This window comes from Ammoniphilus resinae, assembly GCF_017873965.1.
Lineage (GTDB): Bacteria > Bacillota > Bacilli > Aneurinibacillales > RAOX-1 > Ammoniphilus_A > Ammoniphilus_A resinae.
Window position 1 is genome coordinate 685,426 of sequence record NZ_JAGGKT010000001.1, and the last position, 22,290, is coordinate 707,715.

General features: G+C 43.5%; 23 protein-coding genes. 18 read left to right on the top strand and 5 right to left on the bottom strand.

From position 1 onward, the window contains the following. Nucleotides 1–36: 36 nt before the first annotated feature. The 14 genes from cpaB (at nucleotide 37) to J2Z37_RS03420 (ending at nucleotide 12,286) form a co-directional block, all read left to right on the top strand. The gene (gene cpaB, locus J2Z37_RS03355; RefSeq protein WP_209808766.1) at nucleotides 37–696 is read left to right on the top strand and encodes a Flp pilus assembly protein CpaB; all 660 of its coding nucleotides are present in this window, start codon (nucleotides 37–39) and stop codon (nucleotides 694–696) included. Continuing rightward, nucleotides 693–1,856 carry a CpaE/TadZ family protein gene (locus J2Z37_RS03360; RefSeq protein WP_209808767.1) on the top strand — a complete coding sequence of 388 codons (1,164 nt, stop codon included), beginning with the start codon at nucleotides 693–695 and terminating at the stop codon, nucleotides 1,854–1,856. The genes cpaB and J2Z37_RS03360 overlap by 4 nt, the downstream gene beginning before the upstream one ends. Before the next feature lies 1 nt (nucleotide 1,857). Continuing rightward, nucleotides 1,858–3,192, top strand: a complete 1,335-nt coding sequence (locus J2Z37_RS03365; protein ID WP_209808768.1) for a TadA family conjugal transfer-associated ATPase — start codon at nucleotides 1,858–1,860, stop codon at nucleotides 3,190–3,192. Continuing rightward, nucleotides 3,189–4,133 carry a type II secretion system F family protein gene (locus tag J2Z37_RS03370; RefSeq protein WP_209808769.1) on the top strand — a complete coding sequence of 315 codons (945 nt, stop codon included), beginning with the start codon at nucleotides 3,189–3,191 and terminating at the stop codon, nucleotides 4,131–4,133. Before J2Z37_RS03365 ends, J2Z37_RS03370 begins: the two co-directional genes overlap by 4 nt. Before the next feature lie 4 nt (nucleotides 4,134–4,137). Then, nucleotides 4,138–5,058 carry a type II secretion system F family protein gene (locus J2Z37_RS03375; protein WP_209808770.1) on the top strand — a complete coding sequence of 307 codons (921 nt, stop codon included), beginning with the start codon at nucleotides 4,138–4,140 and terminating at the stop codon, nucleotides 5,056–5,058. A 34-nt stretch (nucleotides 5,059–5,092) separates the two neighbouring features. Beyond that, on the top strand, nucleotides 5,093–5,278 hold the full coding sequence (locus tag J2Z37_RS03380) for a hypothetical protein (RefSeq protein WP_209808771.1): 186 nt from the start codon (nucleotides 5,093–5,095) through the stop codon (nucleotides 5,276–5,278). A 3-nt stretch (nucleotides 5,279–5,281) separates the two neighbouring features. Then, on the top strand, nucleotides 5,282–5,641 hold the full coding sequence (locus tag J2Z37_RS03385; protein WP_209808772.1) for a TadE/TadG family type IV pilus assembly protein: 360 nt from the start codon (nucleotides 5,282–5,284) through the stop codon (nucleotides 5,639–5,641). A 228-nt stretch (nucleotides 5,642–5,869) separates the two neighbouring features. Then, nucleotides 5,870–7,606 carry a hypothetical protein gene (locus J2Z37_RS03390; protein WP_209808773.1) on the top strand — a complete coding sequence of 579 codons (1,737 nt, stop codon included), beginning with the start codon at nucleotides 5,870–5,872 and terminating at the stop codon, nucleotides 7,604–7,606. Between the two features lie 24 nt (nucleotides 7,607–7,630). Then, entirely contained in the window at nucleotides 7,631–7,897 is a 267-nt protein-coding gene (locus J2Z37_RS03395) for a hypothetical protein (RefSeq protein WP_209808774.1), read from the top strand. Nucleotides 7,898–7,910: 13 nt separating this feature from the next. Then, a complete protein-coding gene (locus J2Z37_RS03400) occupies nucleotides 7,911–9,293 on the top strand; it encodes an S-layer homology domain-containing protein (RefSeq protein ID WP_209808775.1) in 1,383 nt (460 codons plus the stop codon). Nucleotides 9,294–9,308: 15 nt separating this feature from the next. Beyond that, nucleotides 9,309–10,013: a pilus assembly protein TadG-related protein gene (locus tag J2Z37_RS03405; RefSeq protein WP_209808776.1), complete on the top strand. Its 705-nt coding sequence runs from the start codon at nucleotides 9,309–9,311 to the stop codon at nucleotides 10,011–10,013. 65 nt (nucleotides 10,014–10,078) lie between these two features. Beyond that, nucleotides 10,079–10,225, top strand: coding sequence for a hypothetical protein (locus tag J2Z37_RS03410; RefSeq protein WP_209808777.1), 147 nt, complete (start codon nucleotides 10,079–10,081; stop codon nucleotides 10,223–10,225). 142 nt (nucleotides 10,226–10,367) lie between these two features. After that, nucleotides 10,368–10,907, top strand: a complete 540-nt coding sequence (locus J2Z37_RS03415) for an NADPH-dependent FMN reductase (RefSeq protein ID WP_209808778.1) — start codon at nucleotides 10,368–10,370, stop codon at nucleotides 10,905–10,907. A 260-nt stretch (nucleotides 10,908–11,167) separates the two neighbouring features. Then, the gene (locus tag J2Z37_RS03420) at nucleotides 11,168–12,286 is read left to right on the top strand and encodes a mandelate racemase/muconate lactonizing enzyme family protein (protein WP_209808779.1); all 1,119 of its coding nucleotides are present in this window, start codon (nucleotides 11,168–11,170) and stop codon (nucleotides 12,284–12,286) included. A 38-nt stretch (nucleotides 12,287–12,324) separates the two neighbouring features. Here J2Z37_RS03420 and J2Z37_RS03425 read toward each other — a convergent pair whose 3' ends face one another. Both J2Z37_RS03425 and J2Z37_RS03430 read right to left on the bottom strand, forming a co-directional pair. Further along, nucleotides 12,325–13,701: a dipeptidase gene (locus J2Z37_RS03425; protein ID WP_209808780.1), complete on the bottom strand. Its 1,377-nt coding sequence runs from the start codon at nucleotides 13,699–13,701 to the stop codon at nucleotides 12,325–12,327. A 24-nt stretch (nucleotides 13,702–13,725) separates the two neighbouring features. Continuing rightward, nucleotides 13,726–14,391, bottom strand: a complete 666-nt coding sequence (locus J2Z37_RS03430; protein WP_209808781.1) for a TVP38/TMEM64 family protein — start codon at nucleotides 14,389–14,391, stop codon at nucleotides 13,726–13,728. A gap of 79 nt (nucleotides 14,392–14,470) precedes the next feature. Between J2Z37_RS03430 and J2Z37_RS03435 the strand changes: the two genes are divergently transcribed. Genes J2Z37_RS03435 through J2Z37_RS03445 form a run of 3 tightly spaced genes read left to right on the top strand, consistent with a single transcriptional unit; the run spans nucleotide 14,471 to nucleotide 17,196 of the window. Continuing rightward, nucleotides 14,471–15,292 carry an SGNH/GDSL hydrolase family protein gene (locus tag J2Z37_RS03435; RefSeq protein ID WP_209808782.1) on the top strand — a complete coding sequence of 274 codons (822 nt, stop codon included), beginning with the start codon at nucleotides 14,471–14,473 and terminating at the stop codon, nucleotides 15,290–15,292. Nucleotides 15,293–15,308: 16 nt separating this feature from the next. Beyond that, complete coding sequence (locus tag J2Z37_RS03440; protein ID WP_209808783.1) at nucleotides 15,309–16,223, top strand: ABC transporter ATP-binding protein; 915 nt, start codon at nucleotides 15,309–15,311, stop codon at nucleotides 16,221–16,223. Continuing rightward, nucleotides 16,216–17,196: an ABC transporter permease gene (locus J2Z37_RS03445; RefSeq protein ID WP_209808784.1), complete on the top strand. Its 981-nt coding sequence runs from the start codon at nucleotides 16,216–16,218 to the stop codon at nucleotides 17,194–17,196. The genes J2Z37_RS03440 and J2Z37_RS03445 overlap by 8 nt, the downstream gene beginning before the upstream one ends. A gap of 35 nt (nucleotides 17,197–17,231) precedes the next feature. On the opposite strand, the gene J2Z37_RS03450 is transcribed toward J2Z37_RS03445, so the two are convergent. Further along, the gene (locus J2Z37_RS03450) at nucleotides 17,232–17,999 is read right to left on the bottom strand and encodes an HpcH/HpaI aldolase family protein (RefSeq protein ID WP_209808785.1); all 768 of its coding nucleotides are present in this window, start codon (nucleotides 17,997–17,999) and stop codon (nucleotides 17,232–17,234) included. Then, nucleotides 17,999–19,045, bottom strand: coding sequence for an NAD(P)-dependent oxidoreductase (locus J2Z37_RS03455; protein WP_209808786.1), 1,047 nt, complete (start codon nucleotides 19,043–19,045; stop codon nucleotides 17,999–18,001). The genes J2Z37_RS03450 and J2Z37_RS03455 overlap by 1 nt, the downstream gene beginning before the upstream one ends. A gap of 254 nt (nucleotides 19,046–19,299) precedes the next feature. Here J2Z37_RS03455 and J2Z37_RS03460 point away from each other — a divergent pair, with 254 nt between their 5' ends. Further along, complete coding sequence (locus J2Z37_RS03460; protein WP_209808787.1) at nucleotides 19,300–19,800, top strand: DinB family protein; 501 nt, start codon at nucleotides 19,300–19,302, stop codon at nucleotides 19,798–19,800. A gap of 557 nt (nucleotides 19,801–20,357) precedes the next feature. Here the strand turns inward: J2Z37_RS03460 and J2Z37_RS03465 are convergent. Continuing rightward, nucleotides 20,358–22,070 (bottom strand): Rqc2 family fibronectin-binding protein, encoded by a 1,713-nt coding sequence (locus tag J2Z37_RS03465; RefSeq protein WP_209808788.1) that lies wholly within the window; start codon nucleotides 22,068–22,070, stop codon nucleotides 20,358–20,360. Nucleotides 22,071–22,290 lie beyond the last annotated feature (220 nt).

Below are 22,290 nucleotides of genomic sequence, written 5' to 3' on the forward strand. Positions count from 1 at the left end.
CAAAAAGAATAACAGCTTCATAGGACGGTGAAATATTTGTTTGAATCTAGAAAACGAGTTTTTATTTTTACTATACTATCCATCGCTTTTGCGATGGCCGCGGCGTTTCTTTTTTCTAACTATATCAAACAAACGAAGCAAAGTTTGGGTAATATGGTCTCCATTCATGTGGCCGAAAAAGATATTCCTGCGGGCAGTCCGATTACTTCTGAATTTTTGTCAACGATTGAAATGCCGATCAAATATGCTTCAGAATCATTCATTAAAAGTGCCGAACAGTACAAAGACAAAATTTCCCTTGTTCCCATCCCAAAGGGCGAAGTCCTTACAGTGGCAATGCTGCGGGATATTTCTAATGTTCCAACCGATCATCGGATGGTTCAACTTCGTGCACCGCTGGCGGTTTTTGATGACCAAATCAATCCATTAGATCGAGTCGATCTCTTTTCTTCCTATGAAACAGAAGCGGACAATAATCCGAAGCAGCCTAAAGACAGACGAATTACTGAGTTAACGCTGAAAAATGTCGAGGTTCTTCAGGTAAGCAAGCAGGATAGCAAAATCATCTCGATTGGTGTTGCGCTGAAACCGGAACAGGCAAAACGAATTATTTGGATTCTGAATTATGGCAAGGAATTGCGTGTTGTAAAAAGCAACAGCTCAATAGAACAGGGTGGAAAGGGAGAAGGACAATGAAGGTAGCCATCATTAGTGATGACCAGAGATTAACGCAAAAGGTGGTGCAAGTCATTGATTCCCTCGAAATTCGGCTTGGGGAAGTGGTGGAGAAACCAAGGGAGGCTTACCTGAAAATCAATACAACTGAACCACGAATTGTCGTTTTTGTGGAACCAGCAGAAGACCTTGCTGTGGAGCAAATTATCCGGCAGATTAAGAAGGTTAATGAAAAGTCGGTACTTATTTTCTTGAATAAATCGGAAGATCTGTACAAGGTAAGAGGGAAGTTTCGGGCCGGTATTTTTGATCTATTGCAAGTTCCGGATGAATTAGATGAATTAGAAAAATCCTTGGAAAAAGCGCAAGAGGAGATTAAGAAAAAGCTTCACCTGGCAGAACAGGAAAAGGTAAACCAACAGTCTGGAACCGGTTCAGTAATCTCTCTCTACAGTGGGAAAGGCGGAACGGGAACGAGTTTGCTTGGAGCTAATCTGGCCCATGTGATGGGCATGAATCCAGAGAAGAAAATTCTCTTAATTGATTTAAATCTTCAATTTGGGGTTGTTCAGTCACTCTTTAATATTGAACATAACCGCAATTTGGGGGATTTGAAACCGGTTATTCGTGAGCTTACCGCGTCTCAATTGATGAATGTTGTCTTCCGTATGGAATCAGGGTTGCATGTTCTGCTCTCTCCGAATAGTCCGGAGGAGGCGGAACAATTTACAACAGAAGATATCGAGATGCTAATTGCCGCGAGCAGACTTCATTTTGATGTGGTCGTGTTGGATATTCCAAAAGAGTTAAATGAAATCTCCATCACAGCACTGGGGCAATCAGACTATATTTTATACGTCGTTGAGGCCGAACGACCTGCAATCGTCAATATGCAAAGTGTTTTAGACCTATTGGAGCGGTATCACCTGGTTCGCGATAACAATGTTTTTCTTATCGTCAATAAGTTCAGCAAAAAGAATGACATTACCCTCCAGGAACTGAAACGCATGATCCGCATCCCGGTTCTCGGTACTATTGTGGATGATTATCAGACGATTCAGCCCTACATAAATCTTGGGATTCCGTGGTATACCGATCCGAAGCTAAAAATCAAAAAGGGACCTGTAAAAGACTTGCTTGATTTGGAGGGTTCTTTGCAGACCCTAATAGGTGGGGTGTAGGATGTCCATTTTTAATAAACTTCATTCCAGGTTGGCGGACCCAGCCATCACCGAAAAAATCTCGACAGATCCATTGGATCAGCTATTTAAACATTTTAAAGAGAGGCTTCTTAAAGAATCCAATCTTGACCAACTGATCGGCCTTCCGGACTATCAAAAGCGAAAAACGATTGACAAGATTATTCATGCCATGATCGATGAGGAGAAAGTAATCATTCCGCAGGAAGAAAAGGATCGCCTGCTACAAATGATTTTGGATGATTCCGTCGGTTATGGACCGCTTGAGCCGCTCCTCCATGATGAAGAGATTACAGAAATCATGGTGAACTCCCCAACAGAAGTGTATATCGAAAAAAACGGAAAGATTTCACTTACCAATGTTAGCTTTAAAAGCCAGGAGCATATTCGTAACATCATTGACCGCATTATTGCCCCAATTGGCAGACGGATTGATGAAAGCTCCCCATTGGTAGATGGGAGGCTCGAGGATGGCAGCAGGGTGAATGCTGCCATCCCACCGGTATCCTTGAATAGTCCGGTGATTACGATTCGGAAATTTAAGAAAGATCCATATTCCATTGAAGATCTTATTCAATTTGGCAGTATGTCGGAGAAGATGGCTAGGTTTTTGCAAATGGCAGTGGCTTCTAAGTTGAACATGATTATTTCTGGAGGAACGGGAAGCGGGAAAACGACCCTTTTGAATGTTCTATCGGCGGCGATTCCAGGGGGAGAACGGGTGATCACGATTGAGGACATGGCTGAGCTTCGACTGAATCGGAGGAATGTGGTCGCCCTTGAGGCACGTCCGATGAATATGGAGGGAAGCGGTGAAATTACCATCCGCCAATTGGTGCGAAATGCCTTGCGGATGCGCCCGGACCGGATCATCGTAGGGGAAGTTCGAGGCGGGGAAGCGTTGGATATGCTACAGGCGATGAATACCGGGCATGAAGGTTCGCTTACTACCGTTCACGCCAACTCAGCACAAGATGCTTTATCCCGTTTGGAAGCGATGATTATCATGAGCAACCCGGCGTTGACGGTGGATGTGCTAAAGCCCTATATATCCGCCGCAGTCGATTTAATCGTGCAAACCACTCGACTTTCTGACGGTACAAGAAAGGTAGTTTCCATTTCTGAACTAAGGGAAAAAGGAACAGATCTCGTTTTAGAAGACATTTTTCGCTATGATCGCTCTGGAGTTCGGGAGGATGGTACGGTGGTTGGGCAATTTAAGCTAACCCGTGTTCCGCCGCAATGCACTTCAAAAATCCGTGCTTTTGGCCATGACTTGTCCGATGAATTCTTCCGGGAGGAGAGGGAGGAAGTATGACAACATTGGAATGGTCGTTATTAGTACTTTTGTTTTTAACCGTCCTATTTGGACTGCTTGGGGTTTTTGAAGCATTTGCTACAAGGAAATTTTTAAAGCAATTAAATAAACAGATGAAACCCTTATACCGAGATGATTCTGACAAACAAAAGGGATTGGTCGGTCGCCTTGGTGAGCGATTTAATAAATCAGACTATGGGAAGGAATTGGAAAATACATTAAAGGCATCAAATTTAAATATTTCCCCTTTCCATTGGATGCTGCTTTATATTTTGGCATGGCTAGTGTTAAGCTACTTGGCTCTTCAATTGCTAGGACTAAAGTTCCCTTACCAATTTCTTATTGCCTACGGTGTGCTAAAATTTTCGCTTAAACAATGGTTGAAAGCAAGGCAAAGTAAACTTGCTCAATCCGTGAACCATCAACTCCCAGAAGTTTGCCGATTATTTGGAAGCAGTATTCGGGCGGGGTTAAGCATTCAACAAAGCATTGAGATGATTGCGAAAGAAATGAAAAAGCCAGCTGGCGATCTGTACAAGACGATGTCAAGTGAGTTAAAGATCGGAACTCCTCTAAGCATCGTACTTGAGAGGATGAATGAACGAGTGAACAGTAAGGATGTTCATTTGATGAATCATACAATTTTAATTCAACAACGGGCAGGCGGACAGCTCAGCCAAGCGCTTGACCATCTGGCAAAGACGCTTGAAGAACGCGAACGGATTAATCAGGAGCTAAAGAATAACACCACGGAGTCCAGGTATATAGCACTCACATTAAGTCTGATGCCGGTCTTTATCATTATGATCTTCAACATGGTTTTTGAAGGGTTTTTAATGCCCTTATTTACACTTCCCGGGATGATTTTATTTGGGGTTGTCATTCTCCTCATTGGGATCGGTCTTCTTCTAATCCGGCAAGTGGCGAATATAAAGGTGTGATGGAATGATGGAATGGGTTTACATGTGGGTTTGGCTTTCTGTCCTCTGTTGGGGGATTGCCATGTATTTTTTCTTGCGATATCACCTGCAGCGAATTAGATTACTGAAAAATTTATCTTTAATTTCTGCAAAGAAAAAAAAGCAGAAATGGTCTGCAGAATTAAAACATTATCTCTTGAAGTCTGCGGATCGATTTTCACCGGTAGGGCGTCGACTGAGTCTGTTCGTTAATGAACAAGAGTTAGAAAGACAACTGCTGTTGGCGGGATTTCCAGAAGGATTAACCGTTTCTGCTTTTCTTGGACTACGTTTTGTAAGTCTGTTGGCCGCTTTATTGATAGGGAATGTTTTCACCTGGCTTGGCTTCGGAGGGATTGTACTACTAATTCTCATCGCCGCAGGTTTGTTCGGCCCCAACTTATGGATCCGCCTTCTGGCGAAGAGAAGACAGGAGCAAATCGGTCTTGAACTCCCCGATTTTTTGGATACGATGAGCGTAACATTGGCAGCCGGCGCACCCTTGGATGCATCGATTAAGCAAATTACTTCCCAAATGGAAGGGCCATTGTATGAAGAACTAATGCGGTTTGAACAGGAGCTGGATTTTGGTGTGCCGAGGGATGAAGCTTATCAACGCTTGATGAGGCGTAACGATTGTCCAGAGTTAGAAACCCTTGTACTGTCGCTCTTGCAAGGAAGTAAGCTGGGTGTTCCGATTGCCAAAACCTTTCAGGTGATGGCGCAGGATATGAGGGAATCAAGAATAGGAAAAATCAAGGAAAAGGCTGGAAAAGCAGGTCCAAAAATCACCTTGATTACGTCGTTTTGTATCCTGCCAGGCGTCATCCTGTGCATTATGGGATTGCTTATCTTGAACTTTATTTATAATCACGAAGGAATGGGAATCACCGGCTGGCCATTTTAAGATTTAAGCGAATATTGAAAGGGGGTGAACGGTGATGAATAAATTTTGGAAGGTATATGGGTACGTTCGCAATGAGCGGGGGGCACAGGCTATTGAATATGTAGCTGTTGCGGCATTGGTTGTTGCATTGCTTGGGACGATTATTAGTCTTGTAGGTCAAGACCAATCGATCGCGCAAACAGTGATTAGCAAGCTTCAAAACTTCGTCAGCAGGTGGTAATAGATGCGTTGGTTAAAGAATGAAAGAGGGTCCCAAGCGATTGAATTTGTTGCTGTGCTTCCTTTATTCTTCCTCATGATTGCAATCGTATGGCAGTTTACCATCGCTGCTGGCGCCAAAATGACAGTTGAGGCAGCAGCGATGGATGGGGCGAGGATGGCCATTGTGGATGGGGATTATGTGAGTGCAGCGACAAATGTGGCGAGCGGATACCAAGGAGTCCAGGTATCAAAATCAGATATGGGAAATTACGTTAAGGTACGCGTTCAACTTCAAGTTCCACTCATTAATCACGGTTTTTTTCGCACAACAGGACTTTCCCTTCCGGTATCCTCTGAAGTAACGCTAAGAAAAGAGAGTTAAATAGCGGAAAAATTTTCTTTTATACCTAGAATTTTGAGATAACTTGGCTCAATAGCGGAAAATTTTTCCGCTATTGATTGTTTTTATATAGGTGGAACCGTATTTTAGCTACCTTAACGGAAAATTCCGCTATTCAAATAAAATCTGGGAGAAAAGGAGAGATAGCGGAAAACTTTTCCGTTATAAAATTGGGGGCAGCCCCCCTACTTTTAATTAGGAGAGTTGTCGATGAATCGAAGGTGGTTTACTTTAGTGATGGCCTTCCTCTTGTTTGCTGGTGGAACTGGCATAGTTTCCGCAGAAGAGGAAGAAATGAAGGTCTTACTTCAACCTCATGTTGTACAGCAGGAAAGTCAAGCACCTATTGTGATCGAAGATGCCCCGGTGCGAAATCCAGGAGATGGATCTCCTACGGGAAGAGATAGCCATAACCCGGATCCGTCAAATCCAGATGGGATTCATCCTGATGATCCTAATCATCCAGGTGGGATCAACGCTGATGATCCTCATCGCCCTGGTGGAATTAATAGCGAAAACGGGGACCATGGAGATCCCCGTAATCCAGGAAAGATTAACGATGGGAGCCTTGACCCGGGTAATGTAGATGGAGAGAACCCCAATGGTGGAAAGATAGATTCCGGAAATCGCGGAGAAAACGAGATCGATGCCGGGAAGGTAAACGGGGATTCACCCGATGGGAAAAACGATAGCAATAATGATGAAAAGAAATCATGGAAAGATAGACTCCTTGAGGGGATTAAAAGTAAGGCAGCCGATGCTTGGGATACCGTAAAAGATGTAGGGAAAAAAGTCGTTCGCGGCGTTGCCTCGGGTGGTTTAGGTGCTGCCCTGGTTGTGGGGGCAGTCGTTGGTGTAGCGGCGCTGATCGGTGTGACCGTTGCTGCTCCGGTGATTATCGCCGGGTTAGTCGTTGGCGTGGCAGCAGGTGTTGTGTATTCCTTTGCCTCTGGGGATGATTTTAGCTTTTTCAAAGGGGTCGCCATCGGTGGGATTGGAGCCTTGGCCGGGATGGGCTTGGCAAAGATCGGAGCGCTTGGCGGAGTCGCACGCGCCGGTTTTAGCGCGGTGAGAAATGGATTTCAGCTGTTTAAACAGGCACCATTGACTTTTTTAAAAGGGCATATTTTTAACACAGGTGTTTATCTCAATTTCGGTGCATCTTTCGCTTGGAATATGGCTGATCATTTTATGAGAAAAGGCAGTCCCCCAGGATTAAAAGAATTCGGTGGGATTGTAGCTAGCAGTGCGTTATCTGCAGTTGTTTTCGGAAAGTTGGCTACCTTTGCTTCAGCGAAGCGAAAGAGCTGGTTTACGAAGCGCTTGAGCGAAGGTGGAGTCGGAATGATTGAATCCGTCTTTACTAACACCTTAAAGGGCTATCCGCACACTGCTGCTGGTTACCTATCTGGTTTGGTGGGAGCTTTTCTGCCGAAGCCGGTATCCAACTATTTTAAGAAATTACGAGAAAAGAAACAAATTGGCACTACCTTAACAGAATTAAGCCAAAAAGGAATTAAGGTGGAGGTCGGCAAAAAGACATTAACCAACAAGAAACTAAACCAACTGTGGAAGCTGGAAGGGGATCAAGCCAAACAGCTGACAGATCGGTTAAAAGGACAGATTTCCCAAAGGCAATATGACCAATTGCTGAAAAATACAAAGGCCCAAGAACAACTGCTACAACGAAAAGAGATCTTTGGACTTGGGGAAAAAGCAGCAAAATACGAACTTAGCAAACATGCGATTAAGCCGGGTATTGAGCAGGGGTTACAGCAAGCTGCCGAACTGAAGGAACAGGCAGGTCAAATCCTAAACCAGGCTGATACCCAAATCAATGAATGGATTGACAATGGAACAGATAGGGTAGATCAACAGGTGAAAGATTGGCTGGACGTAAATTCGCCAGAAGAAACGTTGAAAAAGACGGGAACGACTGGGAAGTAAGTCTTAGATGAAAAGGTGATCAATGTGCAAAAGGAAAAGTTGGCGAAAAAAATCTACTTGTGGACACTGGGGATATATATTTTTTTGGTTGCTGTACTCAGCTATCTAGGCGGTGACCTGGGCCAAATTTCATCTGAGATGTACTGGAATATTGTTGGGATTTTGACCGTAATCATGCTCTTATCAGGGGTTCCTTGGGTAATTGTGATGGACCGTGAACAGAGAAGAACAGTTCTAATTGGATTAGCCTTGACGTCTGTTTTTTGGATGATAAAGATTTGGTTGTCTTAGACAAGGAGTGGAGATGCGCATGGTAAGGCAGGGATTAATTCTTTTTCTATTATTGGTTTTGTTAATGTCAGGATGTTCAAGTGACCCAGATAAACTAGTGCCTGATGCCTCCATTCCATCTCCTTCTACAACAACTATGAAACCGGTGGATTCCGAGGATGAAACGACTGCTGTCAAGATTAAAGTTATCTTTCCCCCATCTCAAATAGAAGAGGGACCTGTGGAAGCAAAAGATATTTCCGGACATCCCGCTGAAGGAAACATTCAGGTTCTGCTTCAATCGGGTGCCGTGAAGTTGAAAGAGATTGGGCAGTTCAAGCCGGATGAACCGATTACTAGAGGAGAGTTTATTTCCTGGATGTACGGGTATGATTCCAAAAGGATTAAACCCCATATTCCTAAGCGAAGCAGCTATTCAGATTTGAACAAGGATCATCCCTTTTACCCGATTGTAGAGGGGATTACAGCAGCCGGAATTGTTATGGGTTATCCGGATGGAACTATTGGACTGGATCGGATGTTGACCAGGCAGGAAATCGGGCAAATCTGGGGTAGATATCAATTGCATGGGAATGTCCTAAATCCAATCGAAAATACGAAAATGCTCGTTCGATTTGCAGACAAGGATGAAATTGGGGAAGAGTTTATTTACGCTGTGGCTAGCTACCTCAATGTATATCAGGAAATTTTCGGCAAGCTGACTCAATTTGAACCGCAAAAAGAGGTTACAAGGGCGCAAGCAGCCAGTTGGATTGTTCAAGCTCCGGAAAATGTAACGAAGTTGAATCAGATTCAGGAAGAGCCCTTAAATGAAAATGAAAGTTTGGAAAATGCACAGGTGGTGGAAGTGGTTGATTTGGCTAATCATCCTGTGCAAAAACAGATTGTTTCCCTCATTGAAGCAGGAGTTATTAAGGTAGAAAATGATCAACACGTTCATCCTGACGATATGATTACTCGACGTGAATTTATTGAGTGGATGTATGAACATGACCCTAAAGGTATCGAACAAGTTAACCCTAGTCAATCTTCGTTTCCTGATGTTTCCATAAGTGACCCGCTTTATGAGGTGGTTGAGGGATTGATCGCGAAAAATCGAATCATAGGGCAGCCGGATGGTACGCTTCAACTGGATAAGACTCTGACAAGGGAAGAACTGGCCCTCTTGTGGGGGATCTATAAGCAGCACCAAGCAGTTATTGACCATGCTGAATTTGTCAAAAATCCCTTAAACTATGCAAAGGATGGCGACCAGGTGGATGAGTATTTTCAATATGCTGTTGGAGCGTATTACCCCTATTTTGATGAGGTTTTTGGGAATACACCGATTATCAACCCACAGGGGGAAGTCACCCGGGCAGAAGCGGCACTTTGGATTACCGAAACATCGAATTAGTGAAGGGGAATTGGAATGACAAAACTACGCGATGAAAACGGCAGCATCTCAATCCTTGCCATATACACTGTACTCCTCGTGGTTGCGGCAACCTTCCTTATTTCACACTTTTTCCATGGCTATGTCGTCAAACGGCAATCACAAAATGTCGCAGACAGTGCAGCCCTTGCAGCGGTTCAAGTTTTAAAAGAAAAGTACGAAGAGGAAATGAAACAAAGAGTAGAGCTCGAGCTCCTAGACTTTTGGAATGAGATCAATTTTGAATTGGCTGATTGTTTGGCAACCGGATTGACACCTTGTCTGACGAAAGAGGAGCTTGTTCAGGATAAAATTCAAAATCCCGACTTAGAAGCGAAGTTACTTGCCTATTTGCTTTATCCAGCAGGTGAGATAGATTGGCTTCTCGTTATGAAAGAACCTTATTTTGCAGGGGAATTTACCGCACGAAAAAACGGGGACGTACTATATGATGTTTGTCGCCGCGAGGCCAGTCTCATCCACTCCGTTTCCGTGGATTTAGCTAGTAAGAACCAAGGTGAAAATCAATTAAGCCTAACTTTTCCAGTGGAAGGAGAGCCAAAGCTGCTTGTGGAAGGTTCCAAAAAATTGGAGGTGGACACCATCGTGCAATTTAGTGGCGATATTCCATCTGCTTCCGCAGCAGGAATTAGTGCAGATTTCGATATCGATGTATCGCACAAGACCCCATTTACCTTTTAAATTCAAATAAATTCCTTTCTTGCTGGATAGATTAATAAGGAATTTAAGCGAAAGGATGGGTCAAGTTGGAGCAAAAGAAAGTTAAAACCAAGGGTTCGTACGAAGATATGTCTCAAGTGACAGACCTAGAGAAAAATACGATTGAAGGCGCAATAGATGTCGTTGAAGGTGCTGCAAACATCGAGGTCGAGGTGCCCGAGGAGAAAAAGTAACCCACATGTTAAAGAGACCCTACTAAAATATAAATGTTTAGTAGGGTTTTGTTATCAGGAGAATTTTTATAAAATAATTTTTGCGGGACAACGTTGAGTTCTGGATTTTTTTTAAAAGACTAATTTACAAAGGGGAATGACAATGTCAAAAATTCATATTGTTGGAATATGTGGGAGTCTGCGGAAAAATTCCCAAAACCGTGGATTATTGCGCGCTTTTGAGCAGGAACTGCCTGATCATGTGAAGTTTACACTGGCGGATCTTTCGGAGATTCCATTTTTTAATCAAGACCAAGAAAATCCCTATCCAGACGCCGTGTTAAAACTAAAAGAGCTAGTCAATTCTGCCGATGCCTTGATCATCAGCACACCTGAGTATAACCTTTCATATCCTGGTTTCCTTAAAAATGCATTAGAATGGTTATCTCGCCGGACCTTGCAAGCAAAACTGGCAGGGAAGCCTGTGGCTCTTATCGGAGCAGCAGCGATAAGTGTCAATGTCTCACAAAGCCACCTGCGTGATGTGATGTTCGCCTTAAATATGAAAGTCCTGGGTCGCCCCATCGTGCATGTTGGAAATAGCCGCACCAAGTTTGATGAGGAAGGAAATCTGACGGATCTTGTGACCAAGGATTTATTGGTGCAGTTAAAGGACGCACTGATTGATGCGGTTAAAGGATGATCGGCTCTACTTGGTAGTCTTGACGGACACTAGGAGCCTGTCAATTTATTGTGGAAAGTGAATGGGACGGTTTCAATAAGTGGAGAAACTCCGGTTCATTCACAATAAATCGACAGGCTCACCAGTTCCGTTATGTGTGACAAAAAGGCTGTTCATGTTATTCTTCGCTATTTCGCGTCCACTCTTAAAACGCCTAATGTTAATAATTGACTAAAATTTAAAAGAATAGTAATATCTTTGATAATAGTGGAGGTGGAGTCGTGAAAATTCTAGATATCGAAGCAATCCCCTTAAGATACACGATGGATAATCCGATCTGGGATGCGCAGCATTTTATCCCGTTTAGGCAGACGCTGCTAGTTAAAGTATATACCGATGAGGGAATTATTGGATATGGTGAGGCCGCAAGTTTTGGCGGCCCAATGATAACGACGAAAACGATGATTGAAGAGGAGCTAAAACCTTATTTTGTGGGAAAGGATCCTTTTCGGGTGGAACTCCTATGGGACCAGGTGTTTCATGGGACGATTCAGCATGGAAGAAAAGGAATTGTCATCGCAGCATTAAGTGGCATCGACATTGCTCTTTGGGATATCATCGGGAAAGCAGCGAATCAACCTTTGTATAAATTACTGGGCGGGTATCGCGATCAGGTGCAAGCGTATGCTAGTTCAGGTTTTTACAGTGAGGGAAGAACGAATGCCAAACTATGCGAAGACATGGAGAGCTATGTTGAATCTGGATTTAAGACGATAAAAATGAAAGTCGGGGGAATGAGTCCTAAGGAAGACCTGCAAAGAGTAATTGATGTTCGGAAAAATATTGGGGAGGATATTGATCTCGCGGTTGACGCAAACAGCAATTGGGATGTTCCTACAGCAAAATGGATGAGTAGACGCTTGGAAGAATTAAATATTAAATGGATCGAGGAGCCTGTTCTTCCGGATGATGTGGGAGGTTCTGCGGAGGTAGCAAGAAACACGATCATCCCTATTGCCGGTTATGAACAAGAGGTCACCCGGTACGGGTTTAAAACCCTCATTGAGCAAAAAGCGGTACATATTGTTCAGCCCGATGTGATTTGGTCCGGTGGAATAACGGAAAGCAAAAAGATCGCCGCATTAGCAGCTGTGAACCATCTGCCTTGTATCCCTCATGTCTTTTCCTCTGGGGTTTGTTTAGCGGCAAATTTACATTTTATTGCATCCATTCCAAATGGAAGTTTAGTAGAACTCGATCGGAATCCGAATCCTTTGAGAGATCTTCTGATCAATGATTCGTTGCTGCCGGAACAAAATGCTATCATCACACTGCCGGACAAGCCCGGTTTGGGAATAGATATAAATGATGAGATCGTATCTAAATACCGCGTAGATTAAGGGGCAAGGGGGACGCCAAAACCAACGTCCCCCTCTTATTATTTTTTTTCTCCTAATTTCTCAATTTCCTGCAAAAAGTAACTGATTGTGAGAAGCCCCGTATCAAAGTTCTCCAGATGAAAATGTTCATTCGGTGCGTGGAAGTTTTCTTCAGGCAAGCCAAAGCCCATCATGACAACTGGAAGCTCTAGCAAGCGCCCGAATGTTTCCACAATGGGAATCGATCCTCCCATCCGGGTAAATGCTGGGGCAACACCGTAAGCCTGTTCATAAGCTCGAGCGGCGGCTTGGATGGCTTCATCGTCAAAAGGGGTCACGAACGGTTTTCCTTTATCAAAGCGAATTACTTCTGCCGTCACACCCGCAGGCAAGTGGTTATGTACATGCTTTTCAATCAAATCAAGAATTTGTTCAGGATCCTGATCAGGCACGAGGCGGCAGGTGATTTTGGCATGGGCCTCGGAGGGGATAATGGTCTTTGTCCCTTCTCCCTGGAAGCCTCCCCAAATCCCATTAACCTCTAAGGTCGGTCTTGCCCAGCTTCGTTCAAGGGCAGTGTACCCTTGTTCACCGAATAAGGCAGGCACTCCTAATTCTTTTTGCAGATCTTTATCCGTTTGGCCCAACGCCGTGAAAGCTTCCCTTTCTTCTATAGAGAGCGGGACCACCTGGTCATAAAAGCCGTCTACCGTTACTTTCCCTGAGTCATCATGCATTGATGCAAGTAGTTCTGCCAAGGCATGAATGGGGTTTTGCACAGCCCCGCCATATAAACCGGAATGAAGGTCTCCTTTGGGGCCTTTTAGGTTGATTTGCAGCCCGCAGAGTCCGCGAAGTCCGTAGCAGATTGCAGGTTTTCCTTTTCCAAGCATAGTCGTGTCGGAAATAACGAGCATATCTGCAGCCAACAACTCTTTATGCTGTTCGACGAATTCATCCAGGTTTGGACTGCCGACTTCCTCTTCCCCTTCGAGGCAAAACTTTATGTTTACAGGTAGTTTCCCCTCACTTTTCATAAAGGCCTCAGCAGATTTTAAATGCATAAAGACCTGACCTTTGTCGTCCGTGGCCCCTCTGGCATAAATTTTCTCATCGCGAATGGCTGGCTCGAAAGGCGGTGAATCCCAAAGATGAAGGGGATCGACCGGCTGTACATCATAATGACCGTAAATTAACACTGTGGGTTTTCCGGGAGCATGCAACCATTCCCCGTACACTACTGGATTACCTTTCGTTGGTAATAACTCGACGCGCTTCATGCCGAATGATTTAAGTTGATCCGCCAGCCACTCTGCCGCTTTTTGGATATCGGTTTTATGTTCGGACAAGGCACTGATACTTGGAATTGACAGAAACTCTTGCAGCTGCTTTAAATGTTCTGAACGATGTTCAGTAAAATAAGATTTTAAATTCATTAATGAACCATCCTTTCTTAAGGCCTAATCTCCATTTTTACCAAAAATCCCCTTTCTTTTCACAAATAAATAAATGGCAAGCAAGATGACAAGGATAATCAGCAGTTTGCCACTGTGTTTTTCGAAATGGATCAAATAATGACCAAGAAGCGATTCGATAAAAGCGACCCAAAGATTACCAATCCACGTAGCTAAAATAAAGGATCTCCCTTTTAAACGGGAAATACCAGCTGCAAGATTAATTAGACTAGAAGGCACAACGGCAATAATTCGTGAAACTAGAATCGTTTTAAAGCCATGATTGGATGTAAATGTGTTAAACTTTTTAAAATAGGGAGAGGCCCCTACCTTGTTTTCAGCCCATTCCCGGGCTATATATCTCGCCGTTAAGAACGCGGCAATGGCCCCTAAACTGGTTGCGATCCAGCTAATGATAAAACCAAAATAAAAGCCAAAGAGGAGAACGCTCACTCCAGCAAGAATAATAAATGGCAAATAAGGAAAGAAAGCTTGTATAAAAATGGCCAAAAACATGAGGATTATGGCCTTCCAACCATAGGATTCCACGTGCCTGGCAATTAGATCGACATCTCCACTGAGGAGAAGTTGGCCTACCTTTGAATGATATAATAGGAAGGCAACAACGAGAACGATAACGAGTATGGATATTTTTTTGAAAATGATGACCACATCCTAAATTTAACACTCTTATAAAAGGGTACCATTATCCTATGTGAAAGGAAACTATTTTTCTCCTTCCACTCTTTTAATGTCAAAAAATGTTCCGGGGAGAGAAGCTGTGAAAGATAAAGGGATTTCCATCCTATTAAGTATTTCTATTCTATTTACTTTGGTCCTTTTGGGTGGCCTTAGTTGGGCGCTAAAGAGTTATCTTTTTGAATCGCAAAAGGTGGTTGAACTGCCAAAGCAACTGGTGGAGGAACAACCAGGCGAGAAGAATACCCAAAAAGAGGGGAAGTTTATTCTCGCACTAGGTGATTCCTTAACACGTGGCACGGGGGATCCAACCGGTAAGGGATATATTGGACAATTAATTGATGAGCTGCAAAGCAAATCAAAAGAGAAAATCACTTTATCCAATATGGGAATCAAAGGACAAACTTCTGCACAGCTATTATCCCAGATTAAGGAGAAAGAAATACAGCGGCAAATGGCTGAAGCTGACTATATTTTGTTAACGATCGGCGGAAATGATTTATTCCAGCAAGGACAGACCTTGGTTGATCCAAGTCCTACGATGATTGAACCATTGCAAAAAGCTTATCTCAAAAATTTGCGAGAAATTTTGCAACAGCTTCGAACGTTGAACAAAGATGCGACAATTTTTATGATTGGCTTGTATAATCCATTTAGCTATCTAGATGATACGCTGCATACTTCACAGATTGTCCGGGAGTGGAACTATCAAAGTTCTGAGGTTTGTGCCGAATTCCCTTTGATTGTCTATGTACCGACCTTTGACTTGTTTCAATTAAAAGCAGAGGACTACTTGTACTCTGATAAGTTTCATCCAAATGGAGAAGGATACCGGCTAATTGCTGAACGCGTAGCTTCATTAATTAACTGGTGAAAGCGGGGGAATCAGCTTGAGTGAGGAAATTTTAGTCGTTGAAAATTTAAGTAAGACCATAAAGAGGAAAGAAATTGTCAAAGAACTAAGCTTTTCCCTTCGTGCAGGAGAGGTATTCGGCTTTCTTGGACCAAATGGGGCGGGAAAGACAACCACGATTCGTATGTTGGTTGGGTTAATTAAACCTACCTCCGGATCGATCAAGATCTGTGGCTATAATTTAGCCACTCATTTTAAGGAAGCGCTGAACTGTCTAGGCTGTATTGTTGAGAACCCAGAGCTGTATCCCTATTTAAGCGGAATGGAGAATTTGCAGCATTTTGCGCGGATGCTTGATCATGTGACGAAAGAAAGAATCTTGGAAGTGGTAGAGATGGTTGGATTAGAGAATCGAGTTCATGACTTGGTCAAGACCTACTCACTTGGAATGAGGCAGCGTTTGGGGATCGCGCAGGCCTTGTTGGGAAATCCCAAGCTGCTAATTTTAGACGAACCGACAAATGGGCTCGATCCGGCAGGAATACGTGAAATGAGAGAATTTATCCGGCAGTTAGCGAAGACAAATGGCTTGAGCGTTCTGGTGTCCAGTCATTTATTAAGCGAAGTTCAGCTGTTATGTGATCGGGTAGGGATTATTTCCAAAGGTGAGCTTCTTCACGTTGCTTCTGTAGAGCAATTGCTTTCTGAGCAGGAAAGATTGATTTGGAGGGTGAGACCTGCCCATTTAGCCTTGCAGATTCTTCAAGGGTATACCGAGATAAAAGGGGAATCTTCTGACGGGTTGATTATCACACCCTATGAGGAAGAAAAAGTCTCTTTGTGGAATCGAGTACTAATTGAGGGAGGGGTAGAAATCTTAGAAATGCATAGACGGCTTCCAACTTTAGAGGATATGTTTATGGAATGGACAGGAGGGCAATCCATTGATTAAATTGATTTATAATGAGATGTTAAAACTTGTCCGCAAAAAAAGGATTCTTGTTATTATTCTCATTGTTGCGGCGCTGATTCCGCTGTTTACCTATGCCCAATATAAAGTGGCTCAAACTGTGGAGGAAAAACTAGGAACCACAGATTGGCGAGCTACCTTGCAACAGCAAATTATCGATACACAGAACCGGTTGTCAAGTAGCAGAATATCCGATGAATGGCGTAAACAAATTGAAATTCGCCTTGCACAGCAACAATACTATCTGGATCATGATATTAACCCGGCAGTTCCTGGGGCACCTTCTTTTACTCGAAGCTTCCTCGATCAGGCAATCACCCTGTTTCTTCCGCTAATGGTGATGGTCATTGCAGCGGATTTGGTATCTTCTGAATTTAGCGGAGGGACCATCAAACTGTTACTGACAAGGCCTATCAATAGGTGGAAGATCCTATTGAGTAAATACATTACAATGATCTTTGCTGTTTCCTTCATGCTGCTTGTCGTTAGTGTTTTATCGAGTGTGATTTCCGGACTTGTTTTTGGCTATGGCGGGTGGACAATGCCCGTTATAACTGGGTTTACAGTCGAGGGTGGGGAGTTGGTTACATCACAGGTATCCTTGCTTCCACAATGGGAATATTTATTGATGGAACTGGGTCTCGTTTGGTTTGTCTGTTTGGTGATCGGTACCTTGTCTTTTATGCTTTCGATTTTGCTTCGCAGTACAGCAGCGGGGATGGGTGTGATGCTTGCCACCCTGATAGCTGGAGCCATCCTGACTAATATGGCTTCATCATGGGAATCGGCAAAATACCTATTTATGTTGAACCTTCAGTTGACAGACTACCTTGCGGGAATGGCTCCGCCAGTAGAGGGAATGACTTTAGGTTTTTCGCTTTCTGTGTTGAGCGTGTGGGGGCTTGCGGGGTTATTGACCTCGTTTCTGGTGTTTACAAAGCGGGATGTTTATTAGCAAAATAAAGGCTGCCACTTGATGGCAGCCTTTCCCTATTTCATAATTTGCGTAACAGCCTGCTGAATCGTTTGGGATATGATCGAAATATCCGTTCCGTAGGATAAACAGTTAATTCCCTTATCTCTCCAATAGATCGCCTGTTCAACATTAGGCACAATCATTGCGCAGGGTTTATTGTATTTGTTACACATGTTAATTACATGATCCATCGCATCCACAAAGATAGGATGTTCAAATTTTCCTGGGACGCCTAAAGATTGGGATAAATCAAATTGTCCGATCCAAACCATATCTACATGTTCGACTTGGATAATCTCCTCTAAATTTTCTACCCCTTTGGCCGTTTCTGCCTGGGAAACGATTAAAGTTTGTGCATTGGCCTTCTTCATCGCTTCGGACATGTCTGTCACTTTGTAATTATCATGGGCAATTCCAAATGCCGTTCCTCTTTTTCCTTCTGGGTGGTATTTGGCAAATTGGACAATTTCCGCGATTTGTTCTGCCGATTCTACCATCGGGATCATAACCCCTTTAGCACCAGCATCCAACACCCGGGCGACATACTGGTATTGTCCAACGGGAACGCGTACGATTGAAAACAGGTCTGCTCCATCACAATAACGGGCTAGTCGCTTGATCGTGTCAATCCCAAAGCCACTATGCTCCATATCTAATACAGCAAAATCTAAGCCGGCACTTTTTAAGATTTGAGCAATTCCTGGGGTGTCAATCTCAATTAAAAAGGTACCGAGAACGGTTTCCTTTTCCATGATTCGTTTTTTGGTTTCTAAGGCGCCCATTAACATTTCTCCTTTTGAGATTGTTCTTTAAATTGATTCAGTTTGCGTTGGAATTCTGGCTTTTCCAGAACCTCTTTGTTTACCACGTGATCTGGAATATCTCCCTGGATTAATTTCAATACTCCCCTCACATCAGACTCACCAAGTCCGCGATAAAGTTCATCTGTGAATCCTAATCCATGCGGGCTGACAATCACATTTTCCATTTGAAGCAATGGATCCTGAGGATCAACAGGTTCGACTGTAAATACATCTAAGCCAGCTCCGGCAATTTCTTTATTAATTAAGGCTTCGGTAAGTGCCTTTTGATCGACAATTGGACCGCGTGCCGTATTAATGAGGTAAGCAGTTGGTTTCATCTTTTTTAGTTCTTTCTCACTGATAAAGTGCCTTGTCTGAGGTGTTAAAGGGCAATTCACCGCTAAAAAGTCAGCTTGTTCAAGTAATGTATCGAAGTCAACTAACCGAACTCCCAAATCCTCCGCATCTTTTTCGGAAGCATAAGGATCAAATGCTAACTGAATCATTCCGATAGGACTCGCCAACTTAAACATTTCTTTGGCAATATTGCCCATTCCAATGGAACCCAAAACCTTTCCCTGGAGCCCTATTCCCGGATGATTATATTTATCGTCCCAGCGGCCCTCGCGGGTCAACCGATCCTTAATGAGCAGTTGTCCACTTAGAGCATAAAGCATTGTCATAATCGCTTGTGCCATCGGTCTACGAACCCCGTCGGGTGCTATGTAAAGAGCAATATTAGCCTCTGTGCATGCTTCCAGGTCAATCATCTCATAACCTACACCCCAACGCCCAATCGCTGCTAGTCGTTCAACCCCGACAAAGCTTTCTTTCGTGAATTTAGGCAATAACGAAATAACGGCATCAAAATCTTTAATTTGGTCAGGTTGAACGACATCGGTATATTCACTCAAGAATTCGTATTCTAGGTCCTCGATCTGATCTAGTAATTCAAAGCCTATTACATTGATCTCTCCATTTTCATTTAGAAAATCTCGGGTTAGGCCCACACGGAATTTTGCCATTAAATAACCTCCTAGGTTGTTTTTAATCAAATTATAACATTTATTTAAACAAATAGAATAGAGATTAAATTGATATAAATATACAAGTTGTAAATGATAGATTTTTTGTTGATTTCCCGGGAAACTTTATGAATAAAGTAAAATGGACTTTAATTAACTAGGACCTTGTTAATATGGAGATGCAACCACTTTGTAACAATTGGCGTCTAACTATTGGGTAGGGAACAGGAATTTCAAAAATTGGAGGAATGTCTGTGGAAAATGATGTAATGCAACTATTTGAGTATCATGTATGGGCTAATCGACTTGTTTTTGAGCATTTGCGAAAGCTGCCAGAGGATGTATGGGACAAGGAGTTGACTACCGTGTTTCCTTCTGTGTGCTCGTTGATGTCTCATATTTATTCTATGGATCTGATGTGGCTCGGCGTCTTGCAGGAACGTCCGTTTCATGAGGTGAGGGCGTTGTTGATGCAACTGCTCGAGGAAACGAAAACGGAAAGTCTGGAAAATATGGAAAAGAGATTTGAGAAAGCAGCGAAAGAATATCAGGATTTTTTGTCTGAGTGTCATCCAGAAAAGATACTTACCCTTGCGCATCCCCAGTATGGTTCGGTCAATACTCCATTGTCTGGAGTCATACAGCACGTCGTGAATCATGGAACATATCATCGTGGCAACCTAACAGCCATGCTCCGCCAGTCTGGTCATCCCGGTGTGGCAACGGATTATGCTTTTTATATGTTTACGATGTAAAGGGGGGCCTGCTACACTGATTCGGACTCAGTCGGGCACCACCTGATGATTTGAGTCCGAATCCAGGCCTTATTCGGACTCAGTGTGGCACCACCTAATGATTTGAGTCCGAATCCAAGCCTGATTCGGACTCGGTGGAGCGCCTCCCGATGATTTGAGTCCGAATCTAGCCGTGATTCGGACACAGTGGAGCGCCCCCCGATGATTTGAGTCCGAATCCAGGCCTTATTCGGACTCAGTGTGGCACCACCCGATGATTTGAGTCCGAATCCAGGCCTTATTCGGACTCAGTGTGGCACCACCTAATGATTTGAGTCCGAATCCAAGCCTTATTCGGACTCAACGGAGCGCCCCTCGATGATTTGAGTCCGAATTCAGCTCTTATTCGGACCCAGTGGGGCACCCCCTGATGATTTGAGTCCGAATCTAGCCGTGATTCGGACTCAGTGGAGAGCCCCCTGATGATTTGAGTCCGAATCCAAGCCTGATTCAGACTCAGTGGGGCGCAACCCGATGAATACAGTCCGAATCCAGCCCTAATCGATCTTAGTGGGAACCTACTTCCTCCCCAACGCCTGCGAAATCCCTTCATCACTATTCACAAAAATGGTTTTCTGGTGATCATAGATTACAAACCCTGGTTTTGCCCCAGCTGGTTTTCGTACGTGCTTAACTAAAGTGTAGTCCACCGGAATTTGGTTGGAGCCACGCGCTTTACTAAAGTAGGCAGCTAACGAGGCGGCCTCCCGTAGAGTTTGCTCACTAAACTCTCGCGCCCGAATGACGACATGCGATCCAGGAATATCCTTCGTATGCAGCCAGGTATCTGTGGAAGTAGCAAGTCGGTTTGTTAAATATTCGTTCTGGGTGTTGTTTTTGCCGACCAATAGATCGATTCCTTCGGAGGATACGTATCGGTCAAGCACTGGCTTCACATTTTTCTTCTTCTTCAGGTTCTTTCTTCCGCGCTGACGGAGATACCCCCCTTCAACAAGTTCCTCCCGGATTTCTTCTAAATCAGATAACGAGGCAGACTCCAACTGTTGAGCAATCGTCTCAAAATACTTGATCTCCTCGTTTGCCAATCCAATCTGCTGTTCAATAAACTCTAGACTAGTACGAGCTTTATTATACCTTTTGTAATACTGTTGGGCGTTTTCTGAAGGGGACTTTGCTGGGTCCATAGGAATTTCCATCAACTGAGATTCCTCATCATAATAATTCTGAACAATAGCAACCGTATCCCCTTTTTTCAATTGATGCATGTAAGCAGTCAACAACTCGCCAAATAAACGATAACGATCAGCCTCAAGTGCAGCGGATCTTTCATCTTTTAGCTTTTGAATTTTATTTTTATTTTTATCGATTTCATTGGTCGTGAAGCGGATTAGATCAAGGGCTTTTTGCCTTACCGCATCGCGCTCTGCTTTCCCTGAATAAAAGCGATCAATACATTCACTAATCATAGAAAAAGCAGCAGTCTCCCCTGAAACATGAGTAAGATCAACTACGGAAAAAACATTCTTCTCATCGCCTTTGACGATTTGGGGATGGTATTCACCATTGCGAATCTGTTCCATAATCTGTTCGAAAGACGACCATAACGGATCACGTCCACCTAACCCCGCACGATGGACAATTTCTCTCGCAATTAAAGGACTCAATCCAGTAAACTGTTCAACCAGCTGTTTATCAATTTTGCCGCGATTAAAATCAAGACTGTGTATAAACTCTTCCTTATTAACTAGTAAGGGATTTTTTTTATTTTGTTCAGGTGGTGCGACATATGTTCTTCCGGGAAGAACGATTCGGTGACGACTGACGCCTGGCGTAACATGATGAATCCCATCGAGGATCATATTTTTCTCAGGATCGATTAATAAAATATTGCTGTGCCTTCCCATGATCTCTACGACAAGGCGACGCAAATTGAAATCTCCCAGTTCATCCCGGATTCTCATATCTACATGAATGATCCGTTCCATTCCGACTTGACTGATCTTCTCGATGATCGCCCCTTCACAATGCTTGCGAAGAAGCATACAAAACATGGGAGGTTCCAAAGGGTTTTCCCATTGATAGTCCGTGAGATGGAAGCGAGGAAAGGAAAAATTTGCCGAGATTAGAAGCCGTCTATTTTCCCCATTTGCCCGGATTTGCATGAGGATATCTGAATCAGTTGACTGATAGATTTTCGATATCCTCCCTGTTTTCAGTAAGGAATCACATTCATCTACTATTGCTTTTGTTACAAATCCATCAAATGCCATATTTCCCACTCCATTTCCATTCCGCGAAGGGGGGTCAGACCCTAGTCGAAATTTGTCGAAGTAATAAGTAAGGTATCTACACTTTGAATCATCATAGAGTTAGGGTGAATCCGACAAATTTCGACTAGGGTCTGACCCCGTTATGAGGTAAGTATAAACCAAAACGCCAACAGAGGTAAAATCAAATCATTTTTTAACGCTTGTCTGAATATCTTGGAAA

Excerpts from the sequence above, each read along its gene's own strand:
- J2Z37_RS03360 (WP_209808767.1), top strand. The coding sequence starts at position 693 with ATGAAGGTAGCCATCATTAGTGATGACCAGAGATTAACGCAAAAGGTG.
- J2Z37_RS03365 (WP_209808768.1), top strand. The coding sequence starts at position 1,858 with ATGTCCATTTTTAATAAACTTCATTCCAGGTTGGCGGACCCAGCCATC.
- J2Z37_RS03370 (WP_209808769.1), top strand. The coding sequence starts at position 3,189 with ATGACAACATTGGAATGGTCGTTATTAGTACTTTTGTTTTTAACCGTC.
- J2Z37_RS03375 (WP_209808770.1), top strand. The coding sequence starts at position 4,138 with ATGATGGAATGGGTTTACATGTGGGTTTGGCTTTCTGTCCTCTGTTGG.
- J2Z37_RS03380 (WP_209808771.1), top strand. The coding sequence starts at position 5,093 with ATGAATAAATTTTGGAAGGTATATGGGTACGTTCGCAATGAGCGGGGG.
- J2Z37_RS03385 (WP_209808772.1), top strand. The coding sequence starts at position 5,282 with ATGCGTTGGTTAAAGAATGAAAGAGGGTCCCAAGCGATTGAATTTGTT.
- J2Z37_RS03390 (WP_209808773.1), top strand. The coding sequence starts at position 5,870 with ATGAATCGAAGGTGGTTTACTTTAGTGATGGCCTTCCTCTTGTTTGCT.
- J2Z37_RS03400 (WP_209808775.1), top strand. The coding sequence starts at position 7,911 with ATGCGCATGGTAAGGCAGGGATTAATTCTTTTTCTATTATTGGTTTTG.
- J2Z37_RS03405 (WP_209808776.1), top strand. The coding sequence starts at position 9,309 with ATGACAAAACTACGCGATGAAAACGGCAGCATCTCAATCCTTGCCATA.
- J2Z37_RS03415 (WP_209808778.1), top strand. The coding sequence starts at position 10,368 with ATGTCAAAAATTCATATTGTTGGAATATGTGGGAGTCTGCGGAAAAAT.
- J2Z37_RS03425 (WP_209808780.1), bottom strand. The coding sequence starts at position 13,701 with ATGAATTTAAAATCTTATTTTACTGAACATCGTTCAGAACATTTAAAG.
- J2Z37_RS03435 (WP_209808782.1), top strand. The coding sequence starts at position 14,471 with ATGTCAAAAAATGTTCCGGGGAGAGAAGCTGTGAAAGATAAAGGGATT.
- J2Z37_RS03450 (WP_209808785.1), bottom strand. The coding sequence starts at position 17,999 with ATGGGCGCCTTAGAAACCAAAAAACGAATCATGGAAAAGGAAACCGTT.
- J2Z37_RS03455 (WP_209808786.1), bottom strand. The coding sequence starts at position 19,045 with ATGGCAAAATTCCGTGTGGGCCTAACCCGAGATTTTCTAAATGAAAAT.
- J2Z37_RS03465 (WP_209808788.1), bottom strand. The coding sequence starts at position 22,070 with ATGGCATTTGATGGATTTGTAACAAAAGCAATAGTAGATGAATGTGAT.